Origin of the sequence: Peteryoungia rhizophila (assembly GCF_004912145.1) — a bacterium.
Taxonomy (GTDB): Bacteria; Pseudomonadota; Alphaproteobacteria; order Rhizobiales; family Rhizobiaceae; genus Allorhizobium; species Allorhizobium rhizophilum.
Map to the genome: position 1 here is coordinate 553,661 of NZ_STGT01000003.1, position 15,561 is coordinate 569,221.

At 61.3% G+C, this 15,561-nt stretch carries 18 protein-coding genes; 12 read left to right on the forward strand and 6 right to left on the reverse strand.

Annotation, left to right across the window (positions count from 1 at the left end; all coding sequences use genetic code 11):
• Positions 1-8: 8 nt before the first annotated feature.
• Positions 9-1,295 (reverse strand): O-acetylhomoserine aminocarboxypropyltransferase, encoded by a 1,287-nt coding sequence (locus E9677_RS13840; protein WP_136558650.1) that lies wholly within the window; start codon positions 1,293-1,295, stop codon positions 9-11.
• Positions 1,296-1,464: 169 nt separating this feature from the next.
• Between E9677_RS13840 and E9677_RS13845 the strand changes: the two genes are divergently transcribed.
• On the forward strand, positions 1,465-1,896 hold the full coding sequence (locus tag E9677_RS13845; protein ID WP_136558651.1) for a DUF6455 family protein: 432 nt from the start codon (positions 1,465-1,467) through the stop codon (positions 1,894-1,896).
• A 4-nt stretch (positions 1,897-1,900) separates the two neighbouring features.
• On the opposite strand, the gene E9677_RS13850 is transcribed toward E9677_RS13845, so the two are convergent.
• A complete protein-coding gene (locus E9677_RS13850; RefSeq protein ID WP_136558652.1) occupies positions 1,901-2,332 on the reverse strand; it encodes a CoA-binding protein in 432 nt (143 codons plus the stop codon).
• Positions 2,333-2,450: 118 nt separating this feature from the next.
• Here E9677_RS13850 and E9677_RS13855 point away from each other — a divergent pair, with 118 nt between their 5' ends.
• The gene (locus E9677_RS13855) at positions 2,451-2,795 is read left to right on the forward strand and encodes a hypothetical protein (RefSeq protein WP_136558653.1); all 345 of its coding nucleotides are present in this window, start codon (positions 2,451-2,453) and stop codon (positions 2,793-2,795) included.
• A gap of 9 nt (positions 2,796-2,804) precedes the next feature.
• Here the strand turns inward: E9677_RS13855 and E9677_RS13860 are convergent, their stop codons facing one another.
• Positions 2,805-3,269 carry a CoA-binding protein gene (locus E9677_RS13860; protein WP_136558654.1) on the reverse strand — a complete coding sequence of 155 codons (465 nt, stop codon included), beginning with the start codon at positions 3,267-3,269 and terminating at the stop codon, positions 2,805-2,807.
• 114 nt (positions 3,270-3,383) lie between these two features.
• Positions 3,384-3,815 carry a VOC family protein gene (locus tag E9677_RS13865; RefSeq protein ID WP_136558655.1) on the reverse strand — a complete coding sequence of 144 codons (432 nt, stop codon included), beginning with the start codon at positions 3,813-3,815 and terminating at the stop codon, positions 3,384-3,386.
• 432 nt (positions 3,816-4,247) lie between these two features.
• Here E9677_RS13865 and rplM point away from each other — a divergent pair, with 432 nt between their 5' ends.
• The 6 genes from rplM to E9677_RS13895 all read left to right on the forward strand — a co-directional run bounded on the left by rplM (position 4,248) and on the right by E9677_RS13895 (position 8,577).
• Positions 4,248-4,712, forward strand: a complete 465-nt coding sequence (gene rplM, locus E9677_RS13870) for a 50S ribosomal protein L13 (protein WP_136558656.1) — start codon at positions 4,248-4,250, stop codon at positions 4,710-4,712.
• A gap of 2 nt (positions 4,713-4,714) precedes the next feature.
• On the forward strand, positions 4,715-5,179 hold the full coding sequence (gene rpsI / locus E9677_RS13875) for a 30S ribosomal protein S9 (RefSeq protein ID WP_112242644.1): 465 nt from the start codon (positions 4,715-4,717) through the stop codon (positions 5,177-5,179).
• Positions 5,180-5,332: 153 nt separating this feature from the next.
• Complete coding sequence (speB, locus tag E9677_RS13880; RefSeq protein ID WP_136558657.1) at positions 5,333-6,286, forward strand: agmatinase; 954 nt, start codon at positions 5,333-5,335, stop codon at positions 6,284-6,286.
• 68 nt (positions 6,287-6,354) lie between these two features.
• Positions 6,355-7,287, forward strand: a complete 933-nt coding sequence (argC, locus tag E9677_RS13885; protein WP_136558658.1) for an N-acetyl-gamma-glutamyl-phosphate reductase — start codon at positions 6,355-6,357, stop codon at positions 7,285-7,287.
• Between the two features lie 38 nt (positions 7,288-7,325).
• Positions 7,326-7,646, forward strand: a complete 321-nt coding sequence (locus E9677_RS13890; protein ID WP_328591160.1) for a VOC family protein — start codon at positions 7,326-7,328, stop codon at positions 7,644-7,646.
• Positions 7,647-7,752: 106 nt separating this feature from the next.
• Positions 7,753-8,577 carry a DODA-type extradiol aromatic ring-opening family dioxygenase gene (locus tag E9677_RS13895; RefSeq protein ID WP_136558660.1) on the forward strand — a complete coding sequence of 275 codons (825 nt, stop codon included), beginning with the start codon at positions 7,753-7,755 and terminating at the stop codon, positions 8,575-8,577.
• 1 nt (position 8,578) lies between these two features.
• On the opposite strand, the gene E9677_RS13900 is transcribed toward E9677_RS13895, so the two are convergent.
• Positions 8,579-9,682, reverse strand: a complete 1,104-nt coding sequence (locus E9677_RS13900) for a COX15/CtaA family protein (RefSeq protein ID WP_136558661.1) — start codon at positions 9,680-9,682, stop codon at positions 8,579-8,581.
• Between the two features lie 116 nt (positions 9,683-9,798).
• Between E9677_RS13900 and E9677_RS13905 the strand changes: the two genes are divergently transcribed.
• Positions 9,799-10,026 (forward strand): DUF2842 domain-containing protein, encoded by a 228-nt coding sequence (locus E9677_RS13905; protein ID WP_136558662.1) that lies wholly within the window; start codon positions 9,799-9,801, stop codon positions 10,024-10,026.
• Positions 10,027-10,139: 113 nt separating this feature from the next.
• Positions 10,140-11,405: a GNAT family N-acetyltransferase gene (locus E9677_RS13910; protein WP_136558663.1), complete on the forward strand. Its 1,266-nt coding sequence runs from the start codon at positions 10,140-10,142 to the stop codon at positions 11,403-11,405.
• A 19-nt stretch (positions 11,406-11,424) separates the two neighbouring features.
• On the opposite strand, the gene E9677_RS13915 is transcribed toward E9677_RS13910, so the two are convergent.
• Entirely contained in the window at positions 11,425-13,629 is a 2,205-nt protein-coding gene (locus E9677_RS13915) for a GumC family protein (RefSeq protein ID WP_136558664.1), read from the reverse strand.
• A 185-nt stretch (positions 13,630-13,814) separates the two neighbouring features.
• Here E9677_RS13915 and E9677_RS13920 point away from each other — a divergent pair, with 185 nt between their 5' ends.
• Entirely contained in the window at positions 13,815-14,390 is a 576-nt protein-coding gene (locus E9677_RS13920; protein WP_136558665.1) for a polysaccharide biosynthesis/export family protein, read from the forward strand.
• A gap of 3 nt (positions 14,391-14,393) precedes the next feature.
• Complete coding sequence (locus tag E9677_RS13925; protein WP_136558666.1) at positions 14,394-15,536, forward strand: glycosyltransferase family 4 protein; 1,143 nt, start codon at positions 14,394-14,396, stop codon at positions 15,534-15,536.
• Positions 15,537-15,561 lie beyond the last annotated feature (25 nt).

The window sequence follows — 15,561 nt, forward strand, 5'->3', positions numbered from 1 at the left end:
TTGGGGTATCAGGCAGAGGCAAGAGCCTGCTCGAGATCAGCGATGATGTCTTCGGCGTCCTCGATGCCGATGGACAGGCGCACCACGTCAGGTCCGGCACCGGCTGCGATCTGCTGGGCTTCGGAGAGCTGTGCATGGGTCGTCGAGGCCGGATGGATGATCAGCGAGCGCGTGTCGCCGATATTGGCGAGATGCGAGAAGAGCTTCAAGCCGCCGACCAGCGCCTTGCCGGCTTCAAGCCCGCCCTTGATGCCGAAGGTAAAGACGGAACCGGCGCCTTTCGGCGAGTAACGCTTCTGGAGCGCATTGTTCGGGTCGTCGGGCAGGCCGGAATAGTTCACCCATTCGACCTTGGGATGGCTCTTCAGCCAGGTCGCCACCTTCCTCGCATTGTCGCAGTGGCGCTGCATGCGCAGCGGCAGCGTCTCGATGCCGGTCAGCAGCAGGAAGGCGTTCATCGGCGCAATCGCCGGCCCGAGGTCACGCAGGCCGAGGACGCGGCAGGCGATGGCGAAGGCGAAGTTGCCAAAGGTCTGGTGCAGCACCACGCCGTTGTATTCCGGGCGCGGCTCGGACAGCATCGGATACTGGCCAGGCTTGGCCGACCAGTCGAAGGTGCCGCCATCGACGATGACGCCGCCCATCGAGTTGCCGTGACCGCCAAGGAACTTGGTGACGGAATGCACGATGATGTCAGCGCCATGCTCCAGCGGACGGATCAGGTAGGGGCTCGCCATGGTGTTGTCGACGATCAGCGGCAGGCCGTGGCGATGGGCGACCTCGGCGATGGCTTCAATGTCGACGAAGGTGCCGCCGGGATTTGCAAGGCTTTCGATGTAGACGGCCTTGGTCTTGTCATCGATCTGGGCAGCGAAACTTTCGGGATCGGCGGGATCCGCCCAGCGGACCTGCCAGCCGAAATTCTTGAAGGCATGGCCGAACTGGTTGATCGAGCCACCATAGAGCTTCCTGGCCGCGACGAAGTTGTCACCGGGCTGCATCAGCGAATGGAAGATCAGGAGCTGGGCTGCATGGCCTGAGGCAACCGCAAGTGCTGCCGTACCGCCTTCGAGAGCCGCAATCCGCTCTTCCAGAACGCCCTGGGTGGGGTTCATGATGCGGGTGTAGATATTGCCGAACTCCTTGAGGGCAAAGAGATTTGCGGCGTGATCACTATCGTTGAAGACGTAGGCCGTGGTCTGGTAGATCGGCGTGATGCGGGCCCCCGTGGTGGGGTCCGGCTGGGCCCCGGCATGGATGGCAAGCGTGGCGAAACCCGGATTGTTCTCCGACATTTTTCTAGTCCTCCCTTGATGACTTCGGGCGGGATCATAGTCGGTCGTCACGGCTTGTCAGCCCGCATTTTTCCAAAGTGAGGCGCGCTTGAGGAAATTCATGCTTGATCGAGGTCAATGCAGATGCGCGGCGCGCTGGCATGCTTCTTCATAGTCGAAGGAGACACCCATGACACTGACGATCGCCGATCCGGTCCGCCACACCGTGCAGCAAGTGCTTTCCTGGTTTGCCCAGGGTTTTGAACAGGCCACGCAGAGCGACATGCTCGCAGGCCTCTCCGATGCCGAAGTTGAGGCGCTTGCCGACGACTGCGGCATCAGCGCTCATCAATTGCTGGCGCTCGTGAAGGCCGGTCCGCATGCCGCAGACGAAATGCCGGCAATGATGCGGGCGCTCAACATCGATCCGGCGGAAGTCGAGTACCGGTTGCGCCGGGTCTTTCGCGACATGCAGATCACCTGCGCGCAGTGTTCGTCCAAGGACACCTGCCGTCAGCATCTGCAGCAAGGCAAGGCCGAGCAGACCTTTATCGACTATTGCGGCAATGCCGATACGCTGAATGCGCTCTGGGCCAATCCGGACCTTCTGATCGAAGCCTGAACCTTTAGAGACCGAGCCTCGGGATTTCGATCGCCGGGCATCGGTCCATGACGACGCTGATGCCGGCGTCTTCGGCCGGCTTCACGGCTTCGTCGTCGCGCACGGAGAGCTGCCCCCAGATCACTTTTGGCAGCTTCGGCAAGGCGAGCGCTTCGGAGACGACTTCACCCAGATATTCCGGCGCACGGAAGACGTCGATCATGTCGATCTCGTCTGGAATGTCGGTCATGGTGGCAAACACGGCCTGGCCAAGGATTTCCTTGCCGGCCTGACCGGGATTGACCGGATAGACCTTGTAGCCCTTCGAGAGCAGAAATCGCATCACGCCGAAGCTCGGACGATCGGGCTTGGGGGATGCACCGAGCAGCGCGATGGTTTTCACCTCACCGAGGATCGCCCTCAGCTCGTCTGCGCTATAATGATCGTGATCGGCCATCTGCATCTCCTCTTTCGTCGTAACAAGACGATTAGATGGGGTTGCGACCGCCTGCAACAAGGCAGGGAACCGCCGCGACGCGCTACACGTTGATTGAACGCCGAGAAGGAGGAACGTTATGCGACTGTCTCACCTTGCCATCATGACGATCGCTACCATGACGCTGGCTGAGCCCGCGCTTGCGATCTCGCGGTACAATTCGACCGCCCTCACCTGCGATCAAGTGCGCCAGCGCGTGATCAACGAGCGTGCGGTCATCTTGCGTTATGCGTCGACACGGGTGAAGGGCATGACGCTCTACGACCGCTACGTGACACGCAGTGCGATGTGCGATCCGCACGAATATGCGGAGCGCGCCTATGTGCCGACGCGAGACACCAATCGCTGCCCGGTCTTGAACTGCCAGGATTATGATCCCGAAACGCGGCGTTTCGGCTTCGGCAAGCCCGTCATCCGATTCTAAGGCTGGCGTTCAGGCCGCGTGCCCCTGTGCCGAGCCCGGATGCATGCGCTCGTAAACCAGTGGATATTCGGACACCAGCGCCCGGTTCATCACGACCTTGATGCCGGCCGCTTCCGCCCTTGCGGCAGCCGCATCGTCGCGGATGCCGAGCTGGCACCAGATCGCTGCCGGACGTGGGCTCATCGCCAGCACATCCTCGACGATGCCGGCGAGATGCTCCGGGCGACGAAAGACGTCGACGAGATGGATGGGTTCAGCAATTTCGGCAAGCGAGCCATAGACGCGTTGGCCGAGGATCAGCTCACCGCTGTGCAGCGGGTTGACCGGAAAGACATGATAGCCCTTGCCCAGCAAAAATCCGGATATCCAGTGACTGGGGCGCTTGTCGTCCGTCGAGGCACCGATGACGGCCACGTTCTTGGCCGTCGCCAGGATGTCGGCGAGGTAGCTGTTCGGATAGGTGTCGTGGTTCATGGCGTTCCTCCCGGCCCGCTAGGGCCTTTGGTTCACCCGTCCTTTAATGTCCCGACGTTAGTGTAGGCTCCGGGGGTTAACGACACCATTGAAGGATCGTTCAAATGCCGCCGATCAGTCAGGCAGCACAACGTGGCCGTGCTCGTCCTGCGGGAAGAAGGGATTGAAGGCAATTTCCCAGAGATGGCCATCGGGGTCGGCGACATAGCCGGAATATCCACCCCAGCTCACCTTCTCCGGCGCCTTGACCAGGGTAGCGCCACAGGAGATGACAAATTTCACCACCGCATCGACACCGATTTCGCTCGAAACATTGTAAGCGAGCGTCACGCCCGAGAAGCCGGAGGGCGTGTTTTCCACCTTCGCGTCTTCGGCGAGACTTGCCCGGGAAAAGAGACCGAGGGCGGTGCCCTTCAACTGGATGAAGGTAATGTCGTCGTTGGAGGCAGAGGATTTCGTCCAGCCCAGTCTCGCATAGAAATCTGAGCTACGGGCGACGTCTGCGACGCCGAGGGTAATGAGCGAGATCCGACGTTCTAGCGACATGGTTTTCTCCATTCAGGGGCGCCTGCCGATACGTTCGGTTTATGTTTTCATTATGTTCATGCGAATATTAGCCAAATCATAGGTTGCGATGGAGCTGGCCGACACAATCGTTCCATTTACTGCAGAAGTGGAATAAATCTTTCCGCACTTCGTCCGTGTCCAATCGAAAGCACCTGACAAGAGTGACTGCGGCCCCTCAAATGGGGTAAAATAATACCCCATTACTATCGTATTGATTTTGCTAACACTTTCTGACGACCGCTCAACCGAGCAGATCTTGACGTCCTCCTGCTGTGGTTCTATACCGCTCTCCGGACTGCGGCCCTTCGGGACTGCATTCTTTTTTGCGCAGAACACGCGCGAAACAAGCAACAAGAAACGCCTGCAGTTCTCGCAAAACGGGACCGCAGGATCACACTGAAAGAGACCCCTATGTCTACCTTCGTTCAGAAGCCTGCAGAGGTGGAGAAGAAGTGGATCCTCATCGACGCCGAAGGGCTCGTTGTCGGCCGCCTCGCCACCATTATCGCCATGCACCTGCGTGGCAAGCACAAGGCCACCTACACCCCCCACGTTGACGACGGCGACAACGTCATCGTCATCAATGCCGAAAAGGTCGTACTGACCGGCAACAAGTATGCCGACAAGAAGTACTACTGGCACACCGGTTATCCGGGCGGCATCAAGGAGCGTACGGCTCGCCAGATCATCGAAGGCCGCTTCCCGGAGCGCGTTCTCGAGAAGGCCGTCGAGCGCATGATCCCGCGTGGCCCGCTCGGTCGTCGCCAGATGAAGAATCTGCGCGTCTACGCCGGCACGAACCACCCGCATGAAGCTCAGCAGCCCGTCGCTTTCGACGTCGCCTCGCTGAACAGCAAGAACACAAGGAGCGCCTAAGTATGGCCGATCTTTCTTCCCTGAAGGACCTTGCCCCGGCACAGGACGCAGCTCCGGCTCACGTCCGCAAGGTCGACTCCCTGGGTCGCTCCTACGCCACCGGCAAGCGTAAGAACGCTGTTGCCCGCGTGTGGGTCAAGCCGGGCACCGGCAAGATCACCATCAACGGCCGCGAATTCCGCACCTATTTCGCCCGTCCGGTCCTGCAGATGGTTCTGCAGCAGCCGATCGTCGCAGCTGCCCGTGATGGCCAGTTCGACATCATCGCGACTGTCGCCGGTGGCGGTCTGTCCGGTCAGGCTGGCGCTGTTCGTCACGGTCTCTCGAAGGCCCTCACCTACTTCGAGCCGGGCCTGCGTCCGGTTCTGAAGAAGGGTGGCTTCTTGACCCGCGACAGCCGCGTCGTCGAGCGTAAGAAGTACGGCAAGGCGAAGGCCCGTCGTTCGTTCCAGTTCTCCAAGCGTTAATCGCTGGATCACCGGAAACGGAAATCAAGGCGGGGCTTCGGCTCCGCCTTTTTTGTTTTCGTCCGACGTCCAACCGGGTCGCAACGGATGGAGGCTTGACCGGGGAAGCCGACCGTCTAATTTGATCAAATTTTTCAGAGGGAGAAGCGCATCATGGCCAGCAAATCGATCGACAACGCCTTTACCGCAAAGACCGTGCGCGGTGCGGCGACCGATCCGACCTATGCGGGCGTGCTCTCCTTCATGCGGCGGAAGTATTCGAAGACGCTTGATGACGTCGACGCGGTCGTGCTCGGCATTCCCTTCGATGCGGCCGTCTCCAACAGGCCCGGCGCCCGGTTCGGACCGCAGGCGATCCGTCGCGCTTCGGCGATCTTCGACAATGATCCGCAATATCCCTTCTCGCGCGACCTCTTCGAGCAGATGGCGGTCATCGACTATGGTGACGTGCTGCTCGATTACGGCAATCACCAGCAGACTCCTGCCCTGATCGAACAGGAAGCGGCTAAAATCATTGCGTCTGGCGCCTATCTGCTCGGCCTCGGCGGCGACCATTTCATCACATGGCCACTGCTCAAGGCTCATGCTGCAAAGCACGGACCGCTGGCGCTCGTGCATTTCGATGCGCATCAGGACACCTGGGATGACGACGGCCAGCGGATCGACCATGGCTCCTTCGTCTGCCGCGCCGTGCGTGAAGGCGTCATCGACCCAGCTAAGTCGATCCAGATCGGCATCCGTACGGACGCGCCAGAAGATTTCGGCATCCGGATCATCCCGGGCTACGAGGTCGAGGACTTAGGCGCACAAGCGATCGCCGATACGATCCTTGCACATGTCGGTGCGGCGCCGACCTACATGACCTTCGACATCGACTGCCTGGACCCCGCCTATGCGCCGGGCACGGGTACCCCGGTCGCGGGTGGCCCATCCTCGGCCAAGATGCTCTCGGTGCTGCGCAAGCTCGGGCCCCTCGATATCCGCGGCTCTGATATCGTCGAGGTGGCGCCGGCCTATGACCACGCCGACATCACCGCAATTGCCGGTGCGACGGTTGCGATGTATATGCTGGGCTTGCGCGCGGAAAAGCTTGCGACACGCGCCTGACACATTGATTCAACACACTCACAATCAGATTCCGCATTCTCATCCAAACCTCTGACGGGACTAGACAAATGGCATCGAAGATCTTCATCGACGGCGAACATGGCACAACGGGTCTGCAGATCCGCACGCGCCTGGCCGACCGCCGCGATCTGGAACTTCTGTCGATCCCGGAAGCAGAGCGGCGGAACGAGAAGATGCGCGAGGATATGTTGAACAGCGCCGATATCGCGATTCTCTGCCTGCCCGATGACGCGTCGAAGCAGGCTTACGAGATGACGGCAGCGAACAACAATGTCCGCCTGCTCGACGCGTCCACAGCCTTCCGCGTGCATCCGGACTGGGCCTATGGCTTTGCCGAAATGGACAAGGCGCAGAAGGCGAAGATTAGAGGCGCGCGCCATGTCTCCAATCCCGGCTGCTATCCGACCGGTGCGATCGGCCTCATCCGGCCGCTTCGGGCTGCCGGCATCCTGCCGGACGGTTATCCGGTCACGGTCAATGCGGTCTCGGGCTATTCCGGCGGCGGCAAGCAGATGATCGCGCAGATGGAAGATGTTGGTCATCCCGAGCATCTCGCCGCCAACAACTTCCTCTATGGCCTGACGCTCAAGCACAAGCATGTGCCGGAGATGCAGACGCATGGACTGCTCGACCGCGCACCGCTCTTTGCCCCCTCCGTTGGCCGTTTCGCGCAAGGCATGATCGTCCAGGTCCCGCTTTTCCTTGAAGACCTGGCCTCCGGCGCGACCGTTGACAGCATCCATGATGCGCTCGTCGCCCACTATGCGGGTCAAGACATCGTCAGCGTCGTTTCGCTCGGGGACAGTGCCAAGCTGCCGCGCGTCGATGCCGAGGAACTGGTCGGCCAGGACACGATGAAGCTCTTCGTCTTCGGCTCGACGGGTGGCGCCCATGTCAATCTCGTGGCCCTGCTCGACAATCTCGGCAAGGGTGCATCGGGGGCAGCCGTGCAGAACATGGACCTGATGCTGTCGGCATAGGTCACAGCCCAAAGGCGAAAGCCTTCTACGACGCGGTTATGCCGACCATCGGTGCATCCTGTGTGACTGTGACGGCTGCCGAAACCGGGGGCACCTATGAAGGTGCCGGCTACGGCGTGGGTGGAAAGCCATCCTTCTGGATCGGCATCGGCGCGCGCACCAAGGGCTCGCTGCACATTGCCTTCGTGGCCGAGAGCCGTGCCGCAGTCGACGCATTCTATGCAGCGGCAATTGCTGCCGGCGGAACCGACAACGGGCCTCCAGGGATCCGCGCGCATTACCATCCCAACTATTACGGCGCGTTCGTTTTCGATCTCGACGGGCACAACATTGAGGCCGTCTGCCACAAACCGGAGTGAGCAGACGTGTCAGTCGTTCACAATTACCGAACGAAATGTCGAGCATCCTCCTGATTATGGATGACCTTCTTGCGTGATAGTGTCGTTGCGAAAGTGAGGCACCCCGATGAGCCAGCGTCTTCCGGTTTATTTCATTCCCCATGGCGGCGGCCCCTGGCCATTCATAGAGTTCCCGCGCGATGCCGAAGGCAAGGCGCCTTGGGATGACCTGCGCGCCTTCCTGCAGGACCTCGATGCTGAGATCGGACATCGGCCGAAGGCCGTTCTGGTCGTTTCCGGCCACTGGGAAAAGGAACCGGTTCCAACGGTGAGCACGGCTGCGAAACCCGGCATGCTGTTCGACTACTACAATTTTCCGCCGCACACTTACGAGCTCTCCTACCCTGCCCCGGGCTCGCCTGACCTTGCGGCCCGTGCAAGGGCCTTGCTTGCCGAGGCCGGGATCGACAGTGCAGAGGATGACAAGCGTGGCTTCGACCACGGCGTGTTCATCCCCTTCATGCTGGTCTACCCCGATGCGGATGTGCCGATCACCATGATTTCGCTCAAGAATACGCTCGACGTGGAAAGCCATGTGGCGATCGGCAAGGCGCTTGCACCTTTGCGCGACGAGGACGTTCTGATCATCGCCTCGGGCATGAGCTATCACAACATGAAGATGTTCCGGCAGGCTGAGCCCAGCCATGTGAAACAGGCGATCCGTTTCGATGACTGGTTGACGGAGGCCGTGGCGGCCCCGGCCAGCGACCAGCGCGAGACGGTGCTCTCGACCTGGGACAAAAACCCCGATGCCCTGGCCTGCCACGTGCCGGACCACGATCACCTTGTGCCCCTCTTCGTGGCGTCGGGTGCCGCCGGCAGCGATGCAGGCCGACAGGTCTTCCGCGGTGAATTCCTCGGAAAGCCCTACTCTGCCTATCGCTTCGGCTAACTCAGTCCCGAACCTCGACGAGCACTGGCTTCGGGCGTTCGCCATAGAAGCCGCGCAGATGCGCGACCGCAAAAGCAAGTACCACCAGCGCCATTCCCTGATGGGTGACGCCAGCTGACAGCGGGACCTGCGTGACGAGGGTAACGATACCGATCACCGCCTGGATGCTGATCAGGGCAAAAAGGACCACGCTGCGGCGGGCATGGGTGGTCTGAGGCGCCGTACGCAGACACTGAACCATGTGCACCAATGCTGCGGCAAACAGAAGATAGGCACCGATGCGGTGGATGTACTGGACCGTCTTCGGGTTCTCGAAGATGTTGATCCAGGCCGGCGCCTGGACGAAGAGGCCCTGTGGCACCCAGGCGCCGTCCATCAGCGGCCAGGTGTTGTAGCTGTAACCGGCATCGAGCCCCGCGACGAGCGCACCGAGATAGATCTGGACGAAGGTCATGATCAGCAGGACGCCGGCAAAGAGGCCGCTCTTCTCCGTCGGCGCGGCATCATCCGTGTGCGGAGATAGGCTGCGGTAGATCCACACACAGCTCGCAAAGATGAAGCAGGCCATCATCAGATGCACGGCCAGGCGATACTGGCTGACATCGACGCGTTCGCTGAGGCCCGACGAGACCATCCACCAGCCGATGAAACCCTGCAGGCCACCCAGTGCCAGAAGGCCCACAAGCGGCGCTCGAATGCTGGGCTCGACCTTGCCGCGGATCCAGAAGTAAGCGAGCGGCAGGGCGAAAATCAGCCCGATCATGCGGGCGAGAAGCCGGTGAGCCCACTCCCACCAGAATATGAACTTGAACTCGTCGAGGCTCATGCCCTTGTTGATCTGCTGGTATTCGGGGATCTGGCGATAAAGCTCCAGCTCCTCCTCCCACTCCGCGACCGTCAGTGGCGGAATGACCCCATGGATCGGCTTCCACTGGGTGATAGACAGGCCGGAATCTGTGAGGCGCGTGGCGCCGCCGACGAGCACGAGACAGAACAGGGCGAAAATCACGACGCCGAGCCACATACGGATCGCCTTGCGGTCGGCATCCACGCGGGCGATTTCCTTCCGAACCTGCAACTCGGCTCCTGTCAACACAGCTGTCATAGGTCAATCCTCTTTTAGCCCGTTGATTTGCATCAGTCAGCCGTGCAAAACAAGCCCGCCGGTTTGCGGCAAGCGGTCGCGTCGCAGAGGGGCGCGATGTCGAATAGGAATGAGGCATGACCAAGCGCCCGAAGCTGAGATCCTTCATCGGCACGATCCTGATCATCCTGATCGTATCGATCTATGCCCTTCTCGCGACGACCATCGCCACGGCGACCCTCGCCACGGCGCCCTGGTGGGGGCATCTCCTCTATTTCCTTCTGACCGGCCTGCTCTGGGTGATCCCCGCAATGCTGGTCATCAAATGGATGGCCGGCCCGTTCAAGAAGAAGGATGTGGATTAACCGAGCCTTAACCCTCGCAACTGGCGAAAACGCCGAAAGCCGAGGCGATAACCGTTTGTTCGCAGTGTCTGCCTAAGCTGCCGCTCATCTCTGAAACCGGACGGGATGGGGACATGCGAGCCCATATGCGCCATGATGCAATGGCATTTGCCGAGGATCTGCCCGATGACGACCTTGCCGTCGTGACAGGCGGAGCTACGCTCGACACGCCGGCGGGCAGGCTGTCGCTCACCATCCACCACAGCATGGCGCCGCTGGAAGCCGGCTGGCGAGAGCTCGAGGCCGATTCATGGAACTCGCTGCATCAAAGCTATGACTGGTGCTGTGCCTGGGTGAAGACCCACGGCAATCCGCTTGTTCTCGTGGAAGGCCGTCTCGACGGCCAAATGGCCCTCCTGCTGCCGCTGGAGATCGAACGCAGTTTCCTGCTGCGCAGGGCGCAATTGATCGGGTCACCTTTCACGAATTTCAACAGCGGCCTGTTCAGTGCTCCGTTCAGGCGGGCCGCCGCCGACATCGCGCCGCATGACCTGGAGGCCTTGTTTGTCGAGGCGCTGCGCGACCATGTCGACCTGCTCAGCCTTACCCATGTGCCGCTCGATTGGCGCGGTGAGCGGCATCCGCTGGCTGCACTTCCGCATATCCGAAACCAGAACGCTTCCTTTCAGCTGCCGCTCGCCGCGACAATGGAAGAGAGCATCGCGCCGCTCAACGCCAAGAGCCGCCGCAAGAAGTATCGCACGCAGATCCGCAAGCTGGAGGCGGCGGGCGGTTATGACCATATTCGGCCAACGCAGGCCGGCGAACAGCGGGCTCTGCTGGAAACTTTCTTTCAGCAGAAGGCCGCCCGCTTCGCCGCCGTCGGCCTGCCGAACGTCTTTCAGCCGCCGGAAACTCAGGCTTTCTTCCGCATGCTCATCGAAAGCGACAGGGGCGGCAGCGACGTGCCGCTGGAACTTCACGCAATCCGTCTCAAAGGCGAGCATGACGGCAAGATCGCCGCGATTGCAGGCCTCTCTCGGAAGGGCGATCACGTCATCTGCCAGTTCGGCTCGATCGACGACAGCCTGGTGGCCGATGCAAGCCCGGGAGAATTGCTGTTCTGGCTGATGATCGAACGCAGCGCACTCACGGGTGCGGCCGTTTTCGACTTCGGTATCGGCGATCAGGACTACAAGCGTCGCTGGTGCAACACTCAAACGGAGCACCATGACATTCTGCTGCCAATCAGGCCTGCAGGCCGGTTTGCGGCCATGACCCATCGGGGCATGACGCGAACAAAGACCCTGATCAAGGGCAACCCACATCTCTACGCACTGATCCAGAGGTGGCGTGCGATGGGCACAAGTGGACAGCCGCCGGCGAAATCCGACGACTAAGACACTTGCTTTCTCGAGATCAGGCCGCGTCGCGGGTGCGGCGGGCCGGCGGATTCTTGACGGACAGAAGCACCAGGTCCCTGTAGCCGACATCCTCGAAGGCGATCATGATTTCGGCAAGCTCTTCCGCTTGCGGTTCGGGCGCCGAGAGAATGATCTCATGATGGCCGTTGCGGCTCAGGCGCGCGACACCGTCGGCATTTGCCGGGCCGCATTCTACAAGCACGATGTCATAGACGTCCGCCAAGGCATCGACAATCATGGAGAGCCTGTCCGCACCGCGCATGGCCTGGCGAATATCTGCATTCCCCTGTGGCACGATGTCGGCCGAAGACGAGTGGTCCGAATGGATACAGTCGGCAAAGGCTGCCTCACCCGTCAGGAGATCGGTAATGCCAGGCAGGTCACGCCAGTTCGCCATCAGATGGCTCGGGCAGGCAGACCCGGTCATGTCGACAAGCACGGTGCGATGGCCGCGATCGGCTAGCTCACGGGCAAGCGCCACGGTTCCGGCGGAACCGTCATCTCCCGAAGGCGAGATCGCGAAGGCAATCCGAGCCTCTTGCTCCACCAGATAATCTGCAACAGACGCGACTGAGAATTCGTCCGACTCTTCGGCAGACGCAACCGGCAGAGCGTCTGCTTCGTGTTCCTCGGCAACCGCCTGTTCCACCTCTTCCACCAGCGCGGCATCCGGAGCGACACTCAGCAGGCTTGCTGGCATTTCGTCCTGCGGGCGAGCGCGGGGCACACTGGCGACAGCGGCGTAATCTTCGGGTTCCTGCTCCTCCCGGCGGGTGACGACCGGTGCCATGGCGCCGGTCGGACGCAGGGCGCGACCGCTGAACAGCTCGGCCAGCATGACTGCAACAGCCGAAAGGATCAGCGTCGAGAGCGTGGCGACGATGGTGATCGGCAGAACCTTGGGGAAGCTCGGCTCCTGGGGCTCGATCGCGGTGGAGATCACCCGCGCATCGGCCGGGCTCGCATCCTTGCCGAGACGCGATGAGGCCTCGCGGTAGCGGGCGAGATAGGTCTCGAGCAGCTGGCGCTGAGCGGTTGCCTCGCGCTCAAGGGCCTTCAAGCCGACTTCGTCTTCGCCGGAACGCGCGGTATCGGCCTTCAACGTGTTCAACTGCGCAAGCAGTTGTGTCTCGCGCTCGCGGGCAACGGCCGCCTCGTTGTCGAGGCTGGCGGCAACCCGCAGCGATTCGACCTGAACCTGCTCGCGGATACCGGAGAGCTGGGCGCGGAGCGCCTTCATCTGCGGGTGACCTTCGAGCAGGCGGGTGGAGAGGTCGGAAATCTGGGCGCGGATCTGTGATTCCGTCGCCTTCAGGCGCTGGATCGATTCGGAGCGCGCGATCGCGTCCAGCGTATCGGTCGACTTGCCGGCCTTGATGCTGGTGCGTAGGTTTTCGGCCGTCGCTTCCGCATTCGCGCGTTCACCACGGACCCTCGCGAGTTCGGTCGAAATGTCGGATAGCTGTTTGCCACTGAAAGAGCTCTGGTCGGCACCCAGCGTCATCAGGCCGGCCGACGAGCGATATTCGGCAACTTTTTGCTCGGCCTCGCGCACCTTTTCCCGCAGGTTGGCGATTTCGGTTTCCAGCCAGCGCACGGCATCGGAGTTGCTGTCGAGCTTGGCGCCGCTCTGCAGCGACCTGTAGACGTCCATCATCGCATTTGGTACGGCCGCCGCGAGCTTCGGGTCCTTCGAGGTGAACTCGATGCCGATCACGCGTGACTTGTCGACCTGGTAGACATTGAGCTTTTCCTTGAAGGCATTGATGACCCGCTCTTCGGGCGGCAATTCCAGCGGATTCTTCGTCAGACCGAAGAGGACCAGGAAATCGGTCATGGCCGACGGGCTCGAATCCGGATCGAACTCGGTTCGTTCGTTCAGCTTCAGATCACGGGCCACCTGCTTGATCAGGTCGACCGACTGGAGCAGCTGAACCTGGCTTGCGATGTTCAGCTCGTCCGGCATGGGTTCAGCAGTGGAAGACGCGGTGCCCGAAGCCGAGAAGTTCGGCTGCCGCGATTCGATCAGCAGCTTGGCATCGCTCTTGTAACTCGGAGAAATGGCATTCGCGCCGACGAAGGCGAGTACGCCGACGAGAGCCGTGGCCGCAAGGATCCTCCCCTTCCGCTGCCAGACGGCGCGAAAGAGCTGGGCGAGGTCGATATCGACGTCATGTTGATCGCGGTCCACACTCGGCATTACAGACTCCCGGTACATCTCGCCCGCGAAAGTAAAGGATCATGGTAACTCAAGGGTTAATCCGGATCCGCCCAGTTTTGTCGCTTCGTTCATAACCACGGCCGCCGGTCGTTTACCCGGCATTAACCCTAACCATTCGATAACAGGGCAACGAAGATGCGAATTCACTGGGAGCGCAACAGCGCATGGCAATGGTCGGCAAACAGGCGATGGTTCTGGTCGCGAGCGCGTTCCTGTCGGTCGCACTGACCGGCTGCGCGAGCTACAAACCTGCGCCGAAGGTCTTTCACGAAGCCACCATTCAGCCTTACCGCCTGGACAGCGGCGACCGGCTGCGCGTCACCGTCTTTGAACAGCCCAGCCTCTCCAACACCTACACGGTCGACCAGGCAGGCTATATCGCCTTCCCGCTCGTTGGCCAGGTCGCGGCGCGTGGTGCCACCATCACCCAGCTCGAGGGGGCGCTCGCACAGAAGCTCAAGCAGGGCTTCCTGCGCGATCCCGACGTTTCCATCGAGGTTGATCGTTACCGCTCGATCTTCCTCATGGGTCAGGTCGGGCAACCGGGCCAGTATGCCTATGTGCCGGGCATGACCATTCTCAATGCCATCGCTGTCTCCGGCGGCTTCAACAGCCGGGCGAACCAGCGCGACGTCGATGTGACCCGCAAGATCAACGGGCAAATCATCACGGGCCGCGTACCGATCACGGATCCCATTCTTGCCGGAGATACCGTCTACGTTCGCGAGCGGCTGTTCTGATCAATGGCAGAAGCCCCGCCCCTGCGCATCGTCCATTGCTTTCGATCGCCCATCGGCGGGATCTTCCGGCACGTGCGCGATCTTGCCGAACAGCACAGTGCCGCCGGCCATCAGGTCGGCATCCTCTGCGACAGCTCCACCGGCGGCGCCCATGAAGACCGCCTGTTCGAGCAAATCATGCCCTACCTCTCGCTCGGCGTCACACGCTTCCCGATCGGCCGCTCCGTCGGGCTGAAGGACATGGCGGCGCTTGCCGAGGCTTACAAACTCATCAAGGAATTGCAGCCGGACATCCTGCATGGTCATGGCGCCAAGGGCGGCGTGATCGCACGATTGATCGGCTCACTGCTGCGGGTTCGAAGGTATCGCGTCGCCCGCCTCTACTCACCCCATGGCGGCAGCCTGCATTTTGCGAGCAGGTCTCTATCCGGCCAAGGGGTCTTCGCTGCCGAGCGTATTCTCGAACGCATGACGGAATCGATCTCCTTCGTCTGCGACTACGAGCGACGCACCTATGAGGCCAAGATCGGCAAGCCGCGCTGCGCGGCCACCCGCGTTTACAACGGCATCAGCGAACGCGACTTTGCCCGCATTCCTGTGCGGCCCGATGGCGTGGATTTTGCCTACATCGGCATGCTGCGCGACCTGAAAGGTCCGGATGTCTTCATCAATGCCTTCGCCGAAGCCGAGCGACTGGTTGGCCGGCCCTTGAGCGGCCTGATCATCGGCGATGGGCCCGACCTCGAAAACTATCGCCGGATGGTGGAGCAGAAGGGTCTCGGGCGGCGGATCGACTTCCGTCCCGCCATGCCGATTACCCAGGCCTTCGGCTATTCCGATATCATCGTCGTGCCATCGCGCGCCGAAGCCATGCCCTATATCGTGCTCGAAGCCCTTGCCGCAGAGAAGGCGGTCATAGCCTCACTGGTCGGGGGCATTCCCGAGATCCTCGGCAGTGACAGCGAGGCGCTGATCGAGCCCGGTCGCGCCGATCTCTTCGGCGCCACCATGGCCAAGGCCCTCACCGACCCGGATTGGGCGAAGCGCACCATGCCCGGTCCGGAAGCATTCCATTCCCGTTTCTCCGCGGTCGTCATGGCGCGGGAACTCGAGGCGCTCTACCGGGCACAACTCGCACGGATTTGAGCCAGACTGTGCCAAAGCGATGCGT

What these genes read in the sequence shown, in the direction of transcription:
- E9677_RS13915 (WP_136558664.1), bottom strand. Translation starts at nt 13,629, where the DNA reads ATGCCGAGTGTGGACCGCGATCAACATGACGTCGATATCGACCTCGCC.
- rplM (WP_136558656.1), top strand. Translation starts at nt 4,248, where the DNA reads ATGTCTACCTTCGTTCAGAAGCCTGCAGAGGTGGAGAAGAAGTGGATC.
- E9677_RS13890 (WP_328591160.1), top strand. Translation starts at nt 7,326, where the DNA reads ATGCCGACCATCGGTGCATCCTGTGTGACTGTGACGGCTGCCGAAACC.
- E9677_RS13910 (WP_136558663.1), top strand. Translation starts at nt 10,140, where the DNA reads ATGCGAGCCCATATGCGCCATGATGCAATGGCATTTGCCGAGGATCTG.
- speB (WP_136558657.1), top strand. Translation starts at nt 5,333, where the DNA reads ATGGCCAGCAAATCGATCGACAACGCCTTTACCGCAAAGACCGTGCGC.
- E9677_RS13905 (WP_136558662.1), top strand. Translation starts at nt 9,799, where the DNA reads ATGACCAAGCGCCCGAAGCTGAGATCCTTCATCGGCACGATCCTGATC.
- rpsI (WP_112242644.1), top strand. Translation starts at nt 4,715, where the DNA reads ATGGCCGATCTTTCTTCCCTGAAGGACCTTGCCCCGGCACAGGACGCA.
- E9677_RS13845 (WP_136558651.1), top strand. Translation starts at nt 1,465, where the DNA reads ATGACACTGACGATCGCCGATCCGGTCCGCCACACCGTGCAGCAAGTG.
- E9677_RS13895 (WP_136558660.1), top strand. Translation starts at nt 7,753, where the DNA reads ATGAGCCAGCGTCTTCCGGTTTATTTCATTCCCCATGGCGGCGGCCCC.
- E9677_RS13925 (WP_136558666.1), top strand. Translation starts at nt 14,394, where the DNA reads ATGGCAGAAGCCCCGCCCCTGCGCATCGTCCATTGCTTTCGATCGCCC.
- E9677_RS13840 (WP_136558650.1), bottom strand. Translation starts at nt 1,295, where the DNA reads ATGTCGGAGAACAATCCGGGTTTCGCCACGCTTGCCATCCATGCCGGG.
- argC (WP_136558658.1), top strand. Translation starts at nt 6,355, where the DNA reads ATGGCATCGAAGATCTTCATCGACGGCGAACATGGCACAACGGGTCTG.
- E9677_RS13855 (WP_136558653.1), top strand. Translation starts at nt 2,451, where the DNA reads ATGCGACTGTCTCACCTTGCCATCATGACGATCGCTACCATGACGCTG.
- E9677_RS13865 (WP_136558655.1), bottom strand. Translation starts at nt 3,815, where the DNA reads ATGTCGCTAGAACGTCGGATCTCGCTCATTACCCTCGGCGTCGCAGAC.
- E9677_RS13900 (WP_136558661.1), bottom strand. Translation starts at nt 9,682, where the DNA reads ATGACAGCTGTGTTGACAGGAGCCGAGTTGCAGGTTCGGAAGGAAATC.
- E9677_RS13920 (WP_136558665.1), top strand. Translation starts at nt 13,815, where the DNA reads ATGGCAATGGTCGGCAAACAGGCGATGGTTCTGGTCGCGAGCGCGTTC.
- E9677_RS13850 (WP_136558652.1), bottom strand. Translation starts at nt 2,332, where the DNA reads ATGGCCGATCACGATCATTATAGCGCAGACGAGCTGAGGGCGATCCTC.
- E9677_RS13860 (WP_136558654.1), bottom strand. Translation starts at nt 3,269, where the DNA reads ATGAACCACGACACCTATCCGAACAGCTACCTCGCCGACATCCTGGCG.